The sequence below is a fragment of the Chryseomicrobium sp. FSL W7-1435 genome, from assembly GCF_038595005.1.
Lineage (GTDB): Bacteria > Bacillota > Bacilli > Bacillales_A > Planococcaceae > Chryseomicrobium.
This window is the reverse complement of record NZ_CP151997.1, coordinates 1,153,943-1,168,411: the sequence shown is the minus strand read 5'-3', so window position 1 is coordinate 1,168,411 and position 14,469 is coordinate 1,153,943. Positions and strand designations below refer to the sequence as shown.

The following is a 14,469-nucleotide window of genomic DNA, read 5'->3' as shown; positions in this document are numbered from 1 at the left end:
CATTTACCCTTTTTAAACCATGAAAAAAAACTGCCTAAGTGGCAGTTTTTAATCGATTTTATGTAGCTCATGGAGCTGGCCTGTGTACAGCATGAATTTCTCTTGATTCCCCGTATCGAGTGCTTGATCGATTAGCAGCTCGAGTCTCTCTACTACTTGCTCACGGTGAATATGGTCTAAGAACATATCCAGGTAGATTTCTTGTAGCAGCATTGCCGAGGTGTTCTCTGTTCCCGTGTCTGACATAGCTTTTAGAAAATCTGTGTATGAATAGTACTTATCCATAATATTCACCTCTTTTGATTTCTATTATATCAACACTTTCTTTTTTTGCAATAACTTTTTAGAAAATTCAATTAAATAGTCTATTTAAAATAATCGGATAATACATCTTGTTTCATTTCCATTTAACGGTATAATAGGAATTAATCTAATACGAAGGGGCTATGTTATTTGAAAGGGAAACGTGTAGATAAAGATACATATTTAACGTTGGAAACAGCAATGGTACGACCTGTCTTTCAAGATTTACGGATTCAAGCCGAAGTACTAACACTTAGTGGTCCTCCCACCATTTTTGCAACAGATTGCTTTTCACTTGTTAAAAACACATGTGATTTTTGTGGAACATCAATTGGTAAAGCTATTAAAGATGCTCAAGAGCTCGTCGGCCCTTACCATAAAATCCCCATTATCGTTGATAATATAAAAGGAGAGCCTTTTGTGCTCATTCCGTTGATGTCTCCTCGCTCACCACTTAACACATGGATTTCACTTCATACAATCGTTATGCACAAAAAATCCTCAGTAACCAACGGGTTTACGGATATTCACTTTGTGAATGGTGAAATTATCACCGTCAATTCATCCTTTACAACACTTAACCGGCAGCTTGTACTTGCAAATGCGCTACGCGTGGCTTATTTAAAGCGAATCGAAGACCGTCACGAATTCTTAACATACCGATCCCCCTCAATACCAAAGTAACGCGTCACATGTTCTTCCACTTGGTTACGAAGCCGCACGTTCAAATAACGCCGGTGCTCTTCGTAGCCTTGATGAAAGAAAATATACTCCGTAAACAGTTCATCACCTTCTCCGCGCATCACTTTCACACCCTTACTTCGTAATGCCTCATGAACGTCCTTCAATTCACGCTGCACCTTACGATCGGCATGGTCAAGTAGCTCTAAATAAGGGCGTGGTAACTTGAATCCCGCTTTTGTAATGAGCTCACGATCCTTTGCCAACACAGTCATTACCATAGGTAAATAGATTAGCTTTTCCAAATCATTCAGCATCTCTTCTGAAAGAATCGGCATATCCCTCACTCCTTAAACGAACACTTGTTCTAATTCTATTGTACATCGAATGCAAAAAAAAGCAACTTCCAATTTCTTCGGAAGTTGCTTTCTTTTATTTTGTAAACTTTAAGAAGTTCAATAATGGGCGATAGTTCTTGCCTGCCAGACCAATCATTTCGACAAATAATTCTATGATGACTAGCATGACTGCTACTAGCAATAATGCACCCCAGACGGTTGCCTGTGAGAAAATTAACGCGGTAACTCCAAACAAGGCTGCAATCGAATAAATGATTAACACGGTTTGTCTGTGTGTAAAACCGACATTTAATAAACAGTGATGTAAATGGGATTTATCTGCAGCTGATAAAGGCTGCTTTTCTCGCAGTCGGCGAACAATCGCAAAGAATGTATCCGACACCGGAACACCTAACATGATAACAGGGATAATCAAGGCAAACATTGTAACTCCTTTAAAACCAAGGAGTGAAAATACCGAGATCATAAAGCCTAGGAACAAGGCCCCTGTATCCCCCATGAAAATACGTGCAGGGTAGAAGTTGTAAACAAGAAAACCAAGTGTACTAGCTGCAAGAATAGCCGTAACAGTGGCTACAAATGGATTCCCCATAAGGATGGCCATTGCTGATAGTGTAACAAGTGCTATTGTGGAAACCCCTGCTGCCAAACCATCCAAGCCATCAATTAAGTTGACGGCATTGGTGATACCCACGATCCAAATAATTGTTAATGGGATAGCAAAGTAACCAAAATCTAATTCTCCACCAAATGGTAGATTAATGAATTCCACTTGAATTTCACCGTAAACGACGATTACTAAAGCAGCTGCTAATTGACCAAGCATCTTTGCTTTTGCCGTAATTTCAAGCATGTCATCTAAAACACCTGTAATAATGATAATAGTTGCTCCAATTAATAACGCTTTATCAAAGTCGCCATCAGGACGATAAATTAAATACGTAATAACAAAGGATAAGTAAATCGCAAGTCCACCAAGACGTGGCATAATGCGAGCATGAACTTTTCGATAATTGGGACGATCCACAGCTCCGATTCGGTAAGCTAAACGTTTTACAAATGGAGTTAATACGATGGATGCGACAAATGCCAAAACCAATGCATAGGCTAGCATGTCTCTCCTCCTCTTTCTTTCAATCTTTTCAATTTCACATAGAGTGAGCTACAAATTAGACGTTGTCGACATAAAAGAAGTTTCAGCATGGAAGTCTGAAACCTTAGGAAAGTATATAGCAAGGCGATTTAATTGTCAAAAGACAGAATACCTAGTTAGTATAGTATACCCAGAGTAGCCAAATTTGAAGCGTTTTCACAGCCATCTTCCTAATTTTCAGAATCATCGTTTTCAAAACCGATATATGATATACTTTCAGTAATTTGAAAAGATAGGGGAATCGCCATGTTAAGAGATTTTTTTATCGCTTTATCTGAAAACCAAACGTTAAATGCTACAGCAAAACGTTATGGTCTAAAAATGGGCGCACAGCACGTTGTTGCGGGTACAACTGTAGAAGAAACAATCGAAAGCATCAAGAAATTGAATGCTATGGGTATTTCTGCAACCGTCGACAATTTAGGTGAATTTGTATTCGAACGTGAAGAGGCATTAGCAGCAAAAGAACAAATCTTAGCTGTTATTGATGCAATTAACGAACATCAGGTAGATGCACATATCTCCTTAAAACCGTCTCAACTAGGATTAGATATAGATTATGATTTCGCTTATGAAAATTTACGTGAAATCGTTGAACGTGCTAGTAAGACTGATATGTTTATCAATATCGACATGGAATCGAACAAACACTTACAACCATCATTTGATATTTTAGATGAACTATCTAAAGACTATGATAATGTAGGAACTGTTATTCAAGCCTACTTCTTCCGCGCTGAAGAAGACATTGAGAAGTACAAAAACTTCCGTCTTCGTATTGTTAAAGGGGCTTATAAAGAACCAGCTGAGGTAGCGTATCAATTGAAAGAAGACATTGATGCTAACTACATTCAATTGATTGAGTATCACTTATTACATGGCAAGTTTACGTCAATTGCCACTCACGATCATAACGTGATCAATCATGTAAAACAGTTTGTGAAAGAGAACAATATCTCGACTGATAAATTTGAATTCCAAATGCTTTATGGATTCCGTACAGACATGCAGAAAGAGTTAGCAAGTGAAGGCTACAACTTCTGTGTTTATGTACCATTTGGTCAAGATTGGTACGGCTACTTCATGCGCCGTCTTGCTGAACGCCCACAAAACTTGAATCTTGTGGTGAAACAAGTATTTACAAAAGATACGAACAAGATGTTAGGATTAGCTGCTGCAGCGTTTGCTGTTGGTCGTTTGTCAAAGCGTAAAAAGCGATAAGAAATTAAAAGCGATTAATACAAAATAAATCAGTAGGTTCTCTAGATCAAAAATTCTAGAGAATCTACTGATTTTTTGCGTTGAGTTCCGTTCCGGGGCTGCTTTCCATGGGCGCGTCGTGAGTCTCCTCGTCGCATACGCTCCTGCGGGGCCTCACGTAACGCTTTTGATCCCACTGGAGTCAACCCCTCCACTCCACTCAACTTACCAAATATATTATTAGTTAATATTGTTCAAACTTCTTTACGATTAGAATTCGATGGTCCACCCAAACGGATCTGGTAGTTCTCCTGTTTGGATACCTGTTAATGTATCGTAGAGACGAGCCGACAACTCGCCTGTTTGTCCATTGTTTACATAGAACAACTCGTTTTGCCACTTGAACTCCCCGATAGGAGAAATCACAGCCGCCGTTCCTGTTCCCCACGCTTCTTCTAGTAAACCTGTACGGTGCGCTTGACGAATTTCTTCCATAGAGATGCGTTTTTCTATGACCGGAATCTCCCAATAACGTAGGATATCCACAATGGATCGACGCGTGATGCCGTCTAAAATACTTCCATTTAATGCAGGTGTGTAGACTTTACCGTCAATTTTAAAGAACACATTCATACTTCCTACTTCTTCAATATACTTTCTCTCTACTCCGTCCAACCACATGACTTGAGCATACCCTTCCGCCGCTGCAGTTTCCTGAGCCTTTAAGCTAGCTGCGTAATTTCCAGCAGTCTTTGCGGTTCCTGTTCCTCCAGCCACCGCTCGTACATATTGATTCTCAACAAGGATTTTTACGGGAGCAATTCCTTCTTTATAATAAGAACCTACAGGTGAAAGAATAATCATGAATTGATACTTTTGAGATGGGGCAACTCCTAAATAAGCTTCCGTAGCAATCATGAAAGGTCGGATGTAAAGACTCGTACCAGGAGCAGTTGGAATCCAATCTTTTTCTAGTTGAAGCAATTCCATTAAGGATTCAAGCATTTGATCAGGGTCGATTTCTGGCATCGACATACGTGAACATGATTCATTCATTCGTTCAAAATTGAGACGAGGTCTGAATAAGCGAACTTTGCCAGTAGGCGATTTATAGGCTTTTAATCCTTCAAAAACAGTTTGCCCATAGTGAAAGACGATGGCAGAAGGCTCTAAAACAAGCGGTTGGTAGGGTTGAATGCGAAAATCATGCCAACCATAACCAGCTGTATAATCTGCGACAAACATATGATCCGTAAACGTTCGACCAAATACGAGCTGTTGATCGGGCGTCTTACTTTTCTTCTCATGGGAAATCGATTTTTCAACTTGTACAGGCATCGTATTGTCCACCTTTCCGATTTGCAGTATCTTGCAATATATTATATGCAATTATACGCTCATTTCAAAAAAAGGGAAGCTATTTTTTTGAAATTTCCCACAATAAAAAACTACCCTCAATTGAAGGTAGTCGTAGTATAGTTTATTGACGTCCGTAATTCATTTTTTCGTAGCGACCTCGAATGAATTGGTAGATACCATATAAAATAAGTCCTGTCGCCACGATTCCTAATACAATCGTCCCATAAGGTTGCGAGGCAAGTTCGTCGAGTGCGCCTCCAACACCTTTTGATTCCTCTGGGTTGTGGGTCCAAGCCGTTCTGGTGAAGAAAAACCCGATGATACCAAGTACGATTCCACGTGCAATCAAGCCTACTCGTCCTGATTTTTCAGCAACCTCTTTTTCTTTTGCATTCATTTCATGCGTTTTTAGTTGTTCCATAAATTTCAAGCGTGCTCCACTTTGCAGTTCATATAAACCATAAAGAAGAATAATAAGACCAAGTAACCCAATGAGCCAAACGCCAAATGGCTGCTCCATTAAACGAGCGGAGATTTCTTTTTCCGACTCCCCTCCACCTGAAGATGATTTTTGACGCGAAGCTAGCAAAATAGCACCAATCGCCAAGTTTCCATAAATAATGGCACTTACAAAGTAGCCGATGCGTTTGATCCATCCCTTTGCATCGCTACCCTCTCCTTGTGGATCTTTAATCGCTTTGATTAAGTTCCAGACGATGTAGCCGAATAACCCAATTCCAATTATCCACAGCAACAACTTTCCAAATGGCATTGTTGATACGGATTCAACAGCTCCCGTTGTGCCAGTTGTCTCGCCACCTGGACCGACTGCCGCAAGCAGAGCCAATACCCCGATAATTATGTAGACGACACCTTTTGCCATATAGCCCACACGGCTAAATCGTCTTACCCATGGTTTTGTTTCTTCCATTGTAGTTCCCCCTTGCCCATTTGTTCTTCTATTCCCTCAGTTGTCCCCTCAAGAAACCTGCTATACTAAATTTTAAGGAGGTGTAGTCTTGAAGAAATTTTTCTTTCGATTAAATGAAAGTATTTGGTTTACTCCCGTCATGTTTAGTTTGTTCTCAGCCGTCCTAGCTATCGCTACCGTAATGCTTGATACATTATACATTGGCGAACTAGTTGATCAACTCCCTTATTTTTTACTGACATCCGTTGATCTTGCTCAGACTATATTAGGAACAATTGCTGGAGCCCTTCTGACGATGACGACTATCACGTTTTCGACTATCATGGTCGTGCTCACCACGTATTCTAGTCAATTTTCGCCACGTGTGCTAAAGAACTTTATCACGGACAAAGTAACCATGCGGGTTTTGGGAATATTTATGGGTGGATTCGTTTATTCCATCTTATCCTTACTGTTTATGCGGGAAGCTTCAATCGACCACAATGTTATTTCAGCAGTAGTAGGTGTCCTTTTTGCAGTGGTCTGTCTCGCCTTCTTTGCATACTTTATACATAATGTCGCTACTTCCATCCAGGTAAGTAATCTCGTTGCCGATTTAGCTGCGGACGTTCATGCCGTCTTCAAAAAAAACGACGGTCTTTATAAAAAGTATGATTATGTGCGGTTGGCTGAAGCACCGGCTAAAAGAACTCCGGAAAGCCATCAGATGGTATCCAATCATGTCGGGTATATTCAACTAATTGAGATTGAAGCGTTGGTAACGTTTGCTGCTTCTCATGATATGGTCATTGAAGTCATTCATCCGATTGGATCGTTTGTTACGAAAGAAGATGTCGTACTCATTTGTTATCAAGAAGGTGAGGCTACACTGGAACTGGACGATTATATTATCATCGGACCCGAACCTTCTTCTGAGCAAGACGTTAGCTATGCCTTACAAAAGTTAGTTGAGATTGCACTGCGAGCTATTTCTCCTGGTATCAATGATCCGAACACAGCTATACTTTGCATTCGTCATTTTAGTGGTTTGCTGCCTTTAGCTCTTGCAGAAAGTGCAGAGTTTCTTCAATTTTCATCTGAAAAAGGAAAAGTTATTGTTCCTCATATTAACGCAAGAGAATTGTTGCACCACACATTTTCAGGTATCGCGCATTACGGAAGAGAAGATGTGAATGTTTTAATGGCAAGTTTAGAAGCTTTGGGTAAGATAAAGGATACGGTACTACGAGAGGAAATGGTGCAGTATATGTTGGCGCATTTCAACGAGGAGTGTCTAGAACCATTTGATCAAGAGCGCGTAACTTCTATCACAGCTAAAGTTTTAAGGTAGGATTTATAAAAATAGTTCAGATTAAAGGAAAATCAGTAGGTTCTCTGAGTTATCCAGAGAATCTACTGATTTATTTTTGCGTTGAGTTCCGTTCCGGGGCTGCGTTCCGTGGGCGCGTCGTGAGTCTCCTCGTCGCAAGCTCCTGCGGGGCCTCACGTAACGCTTTTGATCCCACTGGAGTCAGCCCCTACACTCCACTCAACTTCCTATAAACTATTTCTTATAATTACATTGTGTCCCAACTTCTTTTGCTTATTTACCTTCTAATTTCGCTGATCCGATTCCTAATAAAGTTCCTAGCAAGGCGCCTGCTACTACTTCAACTGGCTGGTGACCAAGAAGCTCTTTTAACTCTTTGTCACGCTCTACGAACTCATAACTTGGAAACTCTCCACTGATTTTAGAGAACTGATCCTCAAGATCATTCACTAACTGAGCAATCTCCCCTGTATGACGACGAATACCTTGCGCATCGTACATTACAATAATACCGAATGTGACAGCTAATGCAGTCTCTGTATGTCGAAATCCTTTATTTGCTGCTACGTATGAAGCAAGTGCTGAAACGCCTGCCGAATGGGAACTTGGCATACCTCCAGTTGAAATTGCTTTTTTCACTTCCCATTTTCCTGTTACTTTTTTATGAGTAAGAATTTTTAATCCTTGTGCGATACCGATGGCTCCAATTGCAGTTAGGATCCCACGGTTCATACGGTAATCTGGTTTAGGCTGTTTCATAATCAACTGCCTCCTATGTAGAATGAGTTTCTATTACTATACCCGACCTTTTCTCTTCACTAAACGACTTTCCAAAATAGAAAGCAAAAAAAAGAGGCACTAGGCCTCTTTAAAGTTATTAGTCATCTAAATCTTCATCGTCATCCGTCTCTTGGTCAAACTCTAGAATTTCTCCTGTATACAAGTCGATTTCAAAGTCATATTCCACATTGCCGTCACGAATTTCCACTTCAAAATGATCATCGTCTCTTTCAAATTTCGTTACAGTTCCTGTTGCTTCTGCTTGAGCAATGGCCACTACTTCCTCTTGTGTTAAAACAGCTGCATCATTCGCCACTGGAGTTGTTGAAGGGTTTGAAGACTGACCTTGACTTTGATTCCGATCATCATCACGGTCTTTTTCAAAGTCATAAATGTCACCTGTAACGGCATCAATGTCAAATTCATACTCGTGTGTAGCATCTCGCATCTCCACATCAAAGTGTACTCGGCGATCATCTGAGTCTAGTTTAAATTCAACGACTTCTCCATCCACTCGCTCGTTTGCAATTTTCATAGCTTCCTCTTGTGTAATATACTCGGCATTCGCTGGCTGTTGGTTGACAGGGATAAAGTTAGCAAGATCATCACGTTCATCGGCTAATGCGACACCTCCTACGACAAGAACTCCTGCTGTTGCTGGTATTAATAGCCATTTGTTAAATTTCATGTTTTTCATCTTGTAACGCCTCCTCTTTTTTGGTTACTCTTATCATATCCAGCGCAGATGAGAGCTTCCTGTGAGCAACATTAAAAATTCATGAGAATGCTATTCCAAAAATAAAAGAGGCTAGGACAAAATATAGTAATAGAACTAAACTAGTTAGTAGATTGAGTGGAGTGTAGGGGTTGACTCCAGTGGGATCAAAAGTCGGAACGTGAGATCCCTCTTAGATGTGGAGAACGTCACGCTAGAAAGTCCGAGAAAATCAGGCGTGCCAAGTGAGGCGCTCTTGGCCTCGGTTGGTGCGACTGCTTTTGGAGCGTCTTTCTGACGTTCGCAACTTGATTATATTTAGATGTGGAGAACGTCACGCTAGAAAGTCCGAGAAAATCAGGCGTGCCAAGTGAGGCGCTCTTGGCCTCGGTTGGTGCGAATGATTTTGGAGCGTCTTTCTGACGTTCGCAACTTGATTATATTTAGATGTGGAGAACGTCACGCTAGAAAGTCCGAGAAAATCAGGCGTGCCAAGTGAGGCGCTCTTGGCCTCGGTTGGTGCGAATGATTTTGGAGCGTCTTTCTGACGTTCGCAACTTGATTATATTTAGATGTGGAGAACGTCACGCTAGAAAGTCCGAGAAAATCAGGCGTGCCAAGTGAGGCGCTCTTGGCCTCGGTTGGTGCGAATGATTTTGGAGCGTCTTTCTGACGTTCGCAACTTGATACCATCGAGTTGTAAACACAAAGCGTCCACGGAATGGAACTCAACATACACAAAAAATCAGCAAGTTCTCTAGAATTCCCCCTAGAAAACTTGCTGATTAATTTTGCCCCAAACTCCTATACTTTCTCTAATCATCCCACACGACCGATAAAACTTCTCCAGTAATCGCGTGTATTTGCACAGTGGCTTCCGGTCCATCATCATCACCTTGTGAGGGTTGCTCGATTTCCACCAAGTAATAGCCACCACTTTCAGACTGTTCAAAATCAACATCTTCTACTTCACCAGCGACTTGCTGTTTAGCGATTTCGCTAACTTCTGCTTCCGTTAGGCGTGTCGGTGCTTCAGCAGGAGTCGATTCAGGTTGTTCTTCTGGTCGCTCTTCGACAGGTTCCGATTCAGGTGTCTCCACTGTAGCCACTTCTCTCTCTTCCGTGCGAACAATAGAGACAACCGTTCCGTAATTAGAATTAGCTCGCACTTCATAAAGACCGTCTTCTTTCTCGAGCTGTGCTACATAATCGTTCTGCACAAGTTCAAGCTGGGTCACGGTGCCTCCATACATGCGTTCAAGCTGTTCCTGAATATCTGCAGGAGTCATTTTTTCTTCCCCTGAAGTCTGCGTTTGAAAGTAAAAAAAACTTCCGATTAGCAAAACAACTGTTAACACTATAGGAATAAACCAAGGGCGCGTTTTCCAACCGGCCATTGCGCTCACCTCTCTCGAATTAGTTCGTATCATCAGTATACCTACACTACATTAAAATTTGATGAGAATCTAATCAGTCAAATGTTAAAAGCACAGTTGTGCCGACGCCCTCTTTACTTTGAACCTCAATAGTCATGGCAAGTTGAGTAGCTAGTTCTTTTGCGATGGCTAGACCAATTCCACTGCCCCCTTTTGAACGAGTGCGCGCTTGGTCCACTCGATAAAAGCGATCAAATAAATGAGGAATGGCTGATTGCGGTATTCCCTCTCCCTCGTCACGTATCCGAATTTGCTGCATGTCGATGTCGATTCGAATAGGTTGTTCACTATACTTTTGGGCATTGTCGATAATCACGGTAAGCAATTGTCGAAGCCTTGCCGGATCTGTCTTGTGCATCACTTTCTCCGGGCTTGAAAGCTGAATGTCACGACCATAAACACGTTGGAGCTGTTCCACTAATGCCGTAACTAGGGGAACAACATCAAGTTCTTCTAACTCAACATCCAACGATTGTTGGCTTCTGGCTAATTCAAGAAACTGTTCAATCAACCATTTCATTCGCTCGGTTTCAGAAGTAATGGCTTCAATCGCTTCTGCGGTCACGTGGACATCAGCCGTTCCGCGACGCTTTAATAGGTTGGCATAACTTTCAATAATCGTTAACGGTGTTTTTAATTCATGTGCAGCATTGGAGACAAACTGTTCCTGCTTCACATAGTTTTCCTCTAATTTTTCCATCATGGCATTAAACTCTCGACTCATTTGGGCAGGTTCATCTTTCTTATCTTCTTCTACGGCCACGACTTGGTAGGTCCCTTGTTCTCGATTTGATCGCATGTGACCGATTAAGCGCTCAATGGGAGCTGTCACTTGTCGCCCTAAGATGAAATTAGAGGTGAATAGAAGAACAGCACCTAAAACTGTGGCTATCAGAAATGTTCGAAACAACAACGCCAACATAGCATCCAATTCAGCAGCTTGTTGATGCAGCTCAATCGTGACAACCTCTCCTGTCCCTAACAAGGCCGTAGTGGAAACACTGAGTATCGTCCCACTGTCGTTTTCAGTCCGAGTGTATGGCTCACTTGCTGCAATCGTAGTTCTATAATTGTACAATCCTTCAACTGTTTCAATAGAAGAGATAAGTGAGTCCCCATCGACAATGCGCAAAGCGCCATTTTCTGGCACGTAAGCCCGCAACACTGTCGGGATTTGCGTTACGTCCGTAACATCTGTAAATGCAGCAGCTACTTGTTGCACGTCATTTCGAAGAGGTGCAGAAGCATTGGAATAAGAGAATTGTTCAAACAGATAATACGAAAGTCCATTTACGACGACCAATGTCACTACCGCTACTACAGTAGAAAATAAATGGATTTTTGCTTTAAGCTTCATGTCGGGTCTCCTTCAACAAATACCCCACACCTCGTACCGTTTGGATAAATGTTCGCTCCGGCGTATCAATCTTTTTCCTAATATAGCGGACATAGACATCTACAACATTTGTATCTCCATAGTAATCGTAGCCCCAGACCGCATCTAAAATCTGTTCTCTTGTCAAAACTTGCAGAGGATTTTTCATAAAGTAAGCAAGCAATTCAAATTCACGGGGTGTTAGCTGAACGGAATGCTGATCGACTTTCACCTCATGGCGTGCTTCATCGACAATGATCCCACCTACATGAATGCCCTCTATCTTCTCACTGTTAGCACGACGCAAAGCCGAACGAATACGGGCAAAAACCTCCTCCATTTCGAAAGGTTTGGTTATATAATCATTCGCTCCTAGATCAAGTCCTTCCACTTTATCCTTGACCGTGCTTTTTGCAGTGACTAGAATCACAGGAATTTGTTCATCCGTTGCACGTATGCGTTTCAACACTTCAAAACCGTTCATTTCGGGAAGCATAACATCCAGTATAACTAAATCAATTCCACCATCTCGAAATAGTAATAGTCCATCCATACCGGTATGTGCCAATTTTGTTTTATACCCCTCATATTCCAATTCTAGTTGTAAGACTCGCGCTATTTTCAACTCATCTTCAACGATTAATATTGTTTCAGCCATTGCATTTCACTCCTCTATGAGGCTTTTTCATTATCGTATCAGAAATGGACACAAATAGGCAGATTAAGACTTACCATCTTAGACAATGAGGTTGTACAGTGGTAAACTGGATGGTACAGAAAAGGGGGACTGACAATGTATGTTGTAACATCTACATTTCTGGTACCACCAGAAAAAGCACAAGAGGTCATTGCAATTTACAAGCAAAGGTCCCGTAAAGTTGATAAAGAACCTGGTTTCATTAGGTTCCATTTATTACAGAATTCTAAAAAATCTGGTGAGATAACCGTTTATATGGAGTGGAACACTCGTACTGATTATTTAACGTGGGTACGCAGCCAACAATTTAAAGATATTCATGAGCTGGAAAAGCAGTATCCAGATCAAGAACTAGCAGGAATCGTACCAACAATACATCAATATGAGGTGGTAGCTACGTGACGACAGAATGGAAAGAGCAGATTGCTAGAAATGTAACAGAAGAAATTTATGAGAGTTACCCATGGTTACATGAAAAGTTTGGAGAGTCAGGAAAAGAAAACACTTTGAAAGACAATTACCATCATCTCGATTATTTAGAGACTGCCTTTCTCACTCAATCTACTTCTGTATTCAAAAAATACACAAATTGGTTGGTAGATGTTTTAACTTCGAGACAAGTTCCTGTACAATTAATAGAAGACAACTATTCTCGCCTTGTACGACATCTCCCTCATGTTCAAAATCAGAATCAGCGTGATTTTATGGAGCGCTGTCTAGAAGATGGTTTACAAGTGGTGAGAGAGAGGAGCTAGGCCAATTGAATAAAATCTATCAGCTTGCCTCCCTTTTACTAGAAGGTGAGGAAGAACTAGCTTTACAGCTGATTGAACAAGAGATAGAGCGGACATCAAGACAACAAATGATGAATGATTTATTGACCCCCGCTATGCAACACATCGGGCAATTGTGGGAAAACAATCAGATCACTGTGGCAGACGAACATCTAGCTACCGCTATTTGTGACTTTATCTTATCTCGATTAGATATTCAGCTACAACCTCAGCTTCGCACTGAAAAAACCGTTTTACTGATGGGTGTACAAGATGAAGAACATTACATTGGCTTAAAAATGGTCAGCAGTATTTTTAAACAAAATGGTTGGCGCGTACGCTATTTAGGGCCTAATATGCCAGAGACACATGCTTTAAAAGCCATTGAACGTTGGAATCCAGATGTCATTGCGATCTCTGCAGCACTTGTCCACCGCATCATGGCCATTCAAAGTCTGGTATTAAAACTGAAAGAAGAACACCCTTCTTTAGCAGTCGTTATTGGCGGTCGAATTACTGAATTAATTGATTTACATACTCTCCTTCCATCTTCCGTGCATATCATGGAGTCACTTCCAGCACTTGAACAATGGATTAAAGAAGGTGGACCAAATGGGAAAAAGATTTCGTGAGTTCGCCTTACCGGCTGTTGTAATTAATGAACAACTTGAGATGATAGATGCCTCTGAAGAATACATTGAAAAGTATGGTTGGAAACGCACTTTCCTATCAAATGTAGATTCAGGAAGTCAATCTAAAGTAGCTAAGTTTATTGGTAAATTAAAAGTTGGCGAGCCATTAGAAGTGAGCCTTGTAGGAAAGTCTGGAAACTTAGAGTTTGTCGATTTGTTTGTCACTTGGAGTCGCGGTGAAGGTGTCGTCCTTGTTGTGCAAAAATCTTCCCAATATTCGTTAGTAAGTTCTAAGCTTGGCTTATTACAAACAGAGCTATCCATTCGAAATTCTGAGTTAGTTGAAGAAAAAGACAGAGTGCAAAGTTTGTTAGTAGGGATGCAAGAACTGTCAGCGCCTGCAATCGTTGTAAAAGAAGGAGTTACGTTGATTCCTCTCTTTGGGGCATTGGAACTCAACCAAATGACTCTGATTTTCAACCGATTACTAACGCATTTCGTCGAAGAACAAACCCAAATAGCCATTTTAGATTTCACCGCATCAGGTGATTTTGGTTTAGAAAACTGGCAAGGTGTTGATCAATTTGTTAAATCTGCTTCTATCATGGGCGTCAGGGTCATCGTCTCTGGTCTTCATCCCAAACAAGTAAAAGCTCTAAACGAACTTGAAATTCAAATTGGTTCCACGCACTACTATGCGAAACTTGCGGCAGCTCTACAATCCATCTAAAGAGACCTTATCTAATCTACTTAGACAAGGCCTCTT

General features: G+C 41.1%; 17 protein-coding genes. 7 read left to right on the top strand and 10 right to left on the bottom strand.

What is annotated here, in order from left to right; genetic code table 11:
• Positions 1-48: 48 nt before the first annotated feature.
• Positions 49-285, bottom strand: a complete 237-nt coding sequence (locus MKY84_RS05925) for an IDEAL domain-containing protein (protein ID WP_342528462.1) — start codon at positions 283-285, stop codon at positions 49-51.
• Positions 286-453: 168 nt separating this feature from the next.
• Between MKY84_RS05925 and MKY84_RS05920 the strand changes: the two genes are divergently transcribed.
• Positions 454-987 (top strand): competence protein ComK, encoded by a 534-nt coding sequence (locus MKY84_RS05920; protein WP_342528460.1) that lies wholly within the window; start codon positions 454-456, stop codon positions 985-987.
• Here the strand turns inward: MKY84_RS05920 and MKY84_RS05915 are convergent.
• Together MKY84_RS05915 and MKY84_RS05910 are read right to left on the bottom strand one after the other, a co-directional pair.
• Positions 945-1,322, bottom strand: coding sequence for a hypothetical protein (locus MKY84_RS05915; protein WP_342528458.1), 378 nt, complete (start codon positions 1,320-1,322; stop codon positions 945-947). The two genes, MKY84_RS05920 and MKY84_RS05915, sit on opposite strands and share 43 nt — an antisense overlap.
• Positions 1,323-1,416: 94 nt before the next feature.
• Positions 1,417-2,457, bottom strand: coding sequence for an MraY family glycosyltransferase (locus MKY84_RS05910; protein ID WP_342528457.1), 1,041 nt, complete (start codon positions 2,455-2,457; stop codon positions 1,417-1,419).
• 285 nt (positions 2,458-2,742) lie between these two features.
• Between MKY84_RS05910 and MKY84_RS05905 the strand changes: the two genes are divergently transcribed.
• Positions 2,743-3,717 (top strand): proline dehydrogenase family protein, encoded by a 975-nt coding sequence (locus MKY84_RS05905; RefSeq protein WP_342528455.1) that lies wholly within the window; start codon positions 2,743-2,745, stop codon positions 3,715-3,717.
• 249 nt (positions 3,718-3,966) lie between these two features.
• Here the strand turns inward: MKY84_RS05905 and MKY84_RS05900 are convergent, their stop codons facing one another.
• Positions 3,967-5,034, bottom strand: coding sequence for a branched-chain amino acid aminotransferase (locus MKY84_RS05900; protein WP_342528453.1), 1,068 nt, complete (start codon positions 5,032-5,034; stop codon positions 3,967-3,969).
• A 142-nt stretch (positions 5,035-5,176) separates the two neighbouring features.
• Entirely contained in the window at positions 5,177-5,986 is an 810-nt protein-coding gene (locus MKY84_RS05895; protein ID WP_342528452.1) for a DUF1206 domain-containing protein, read from the bottom strand.
• Between the two features lie 88 nt (positions 5,987-6,074).
• Between MKY84_RS05895 and MKY84_RS05890 the strand changes: the two genes are divergently transcribed.
• Positions 6,075-7,316 carry a DUF2254 domain-containing protein gene (locus MKY84_RS05890; protein ID WP_342528450.1) on the top strand — a complete coding sequence of 414 codons (1,242 nt, stop codon included), beginning with the start codon at positions 6,075-6,077 and terminating at the stop codon, positions 7,314-7,316.
• Positions 7,317-7,568: 252 nt separating this feature from the next.
• Here the strand turns inward: MKY84_RS05890 and MKY84_RS05885 are convergent, their stop codons facing one another.
• The 5 genes from MKY84_RS05885 to MKY84_RS05865 all read right to left on the bottom strand — a co-directional run bounded on the left by MKY84_RS05885 (position 7,569) and on the right by MKY84_RS05865 (position 12,259).
• On the bottom strand, positions 7,569-8,054 hold the full coding sequence (locus tag MKY84_RS05885) for a divergent PAP2 family protein (protein ID WP_342528449.1): 486 nt from the start codon (positions 8,052-8,054) through the stop codon (positions 7,569-7,571).
• A 118-nt stretch (positions 8,055-8,172) separates the two neighbouring features.
• Entirely contained in the window at positions 8,173-8,772 is a 600-nt protein-coding gene (locus MKY84_RS05880; RefSeq protein ID WP_342528448.1) for a PepSY domain-containing protein, read from the bottom strand.
• Positions 8,773-9,605: 833 nt separating this feature from the next.
• Complete coding sequence (locus tag MKY84_RS05875) at positions 9,606-10,187, bottom strand: PepSY domain-containing protein (RefSeq protein WP_342528447.1); 582 nt, start codon at positions 10,185-10,187, stop codon at positions 9,606-9,608.
• Positions 10,188-10,260: 73 nt separating this feature from the next.
• Positions 10,261-11,583, bottom strand: coding sequence for a HAMP domain-containing sensor histidine kinase (locus MKY84_RS05870; protein ID WP_342528446.1), 1,323 nt, complete (start codon positions 11,581-11,583; stop codon positions 10,261-10,263).
• Positions 11,573-12,259, bottom strand: coding sequence for a response regulator transcription factor (locus tag MKY84_RS05865; RefSeq protein ID WP_342528444.1), 687 nt, complete (start codon positions 12,257-12,259; stop codon positions 11,573-11,575). The genes MKY84_RS05870 and MKY84_RS05865 overlap by 11 nt, the downstream gene beginning before the upstream one ends.
• Before the next feature lie 135 nt (positions 12,260-12,394).
• On the opposite strand from MKY84_RS05865, the gene MKY84_RS05860 reads away from it, so the two are divergent.
• From MKY84_RS05860 to MKY84_RS05845, 4 genes are read left to right on the top strand one after another with little or no spacing between them, the layout of a single operon-like run.
• Positions 12,395-12,700, top strand: a complete 306-nt coding sequence (locus MKY84_RS05860; RefSeq protein ID WP_342528442.1) for an antibiotic biosynthesis monooxygenase family protein — start codon at positions 12,395-12,397, stop codon at positions 12,698-12,700.
• Positions 12,697-13,053: a hypothetical protein gene (locus MKY84_RS05855; protein ID WP_342528441.1), complete on the top strand. Its 357-nt coding sequence runs from the start codon at positions 12,697-12,699 to the stop codon at positions 13,051-13,053. The genes MKY84_RS05860 and MKY84_RS05855 overlap by 4 nt, the downstream gene beginning before the upstream one ends.
• Before the next feature lie 5 nt (positions 13,054-13,058).
• A complete protein-coding gene (locus tag MKY84_RS05850) occupies positions 13,059-13,703 on the top strand; it encodes a cobalamin B12-binding domain-containing protein (RefSeq protein ID WP_342528440.1) in 645 nt (214 codons plus the stop codon).
• Positions 13,684-14,433: an STAS domain-containing protein gene (locus MKY84_RS05845; protein ID WP_342528439.1), complete on the top strand. Its 750-nt coding sequence runs from the start codon at positions 13,684-13,686 to the stop codon at positions 14,431-14,433. Before MKY84_RS05850 ends, MKY84_RS05845 begins: the two co-directional genes overlap by 20 nt.
• Positions 14,434-14,469 lie beyond the last annotated feature (36 nt).

Bases quoted from the DNA above. Each gene is read 5' to 3' on its own strand.
- MKY84_RS05925 (WP_342528462.1), bottom strand. From the start codon at position 285: ATGGATAAGTACTATTCATACACAGATTTTCTAAAAGCTATGTCAGAC.
- MKY84_RS05915 (WP_342528458.1), bottom strand. From the start codon at position 1,322: ATGCCGATTCTTTCAGAAGAGATGCTGAATGATTTGGAAAAGCTAATC.
- MKY84_RS05910 (WP_342528457.1), bottom strand. From the start codon at position 2,457: ATGCTAGCCTATGCATTGGTTTTGGCATTTGTCGCATCCATCGTATTA.
- MKY84_RS05905 (WP_342528455.1), top strand. From the start codon at position 2,743: ATGTTAAGAGATTTTTTTATCGCTTTATCTGAAAACCAAACGTTAAAT.
- MKY84_RS05900 (WP_342528453.1), bottom strand. From the start codon at position 5,034: ATGCCTGTACAAGTTGAAAAATCGATTTCCCATGAGAAGAAAAGTAAG.
- MKY84_RS05895 (WP_342528452.1), bottom strand. From the start codon at position 5,986: ATGGAAGAAACAAAACCATGGGTAAGACGATTTAGCCGTGTGGGCTAT.
- MKY84_RS05885 (WP_342528449.1), bottom strand. From the start codon at position 8,054: ATGAAACAGCCTAAACCAGATTACCGTATGAACCGTGGGATCCTAACT.
- MKY84_RS05880 (WP_342528448.1), bottom strand. From the start codon at position 8,772: ATGAAAAACATGAAATTTAACAAATGGCTATTAATACCAGCAACAGCA.
- MKY84_RS05875 (WP_342528447.1), bottom strand. From the start codon at position 10,187: ATGGCCGGTTGGAAAACGCGCCCTTGGTTTATTCCTATAGTGTTAACA.
- MKY84_RS05870 (WP_342528446.1), bottom strand. From the start codon at position 11,583: ATGAAGCTTAAAGCAAAAATCCATTTATTTTCTACTGTAGTAGCGGTA.
- MKY84_RS05865 (WP_342528444.1), bottom strand. From the start codon at position 12,259: ATGGCTGAAACAATATTAATCGTTGAAGATGAGTTGAAAATAGCGCGA.
- MKY84_RS05860 (WP_342528442.1), top strand. From the start codon at position 12,395: ATGTATGTTGTAACATCTACATTTCTGGTACCACCAGAAAAAGCACAA.
- MKY84_RS05845 (WP_342528439.1), top strand. From the start codon at position 13,684: ATGGGAAAAAGATTTCGTGAGTTCGCCTTACCGGCTGTTGTAATTAAT.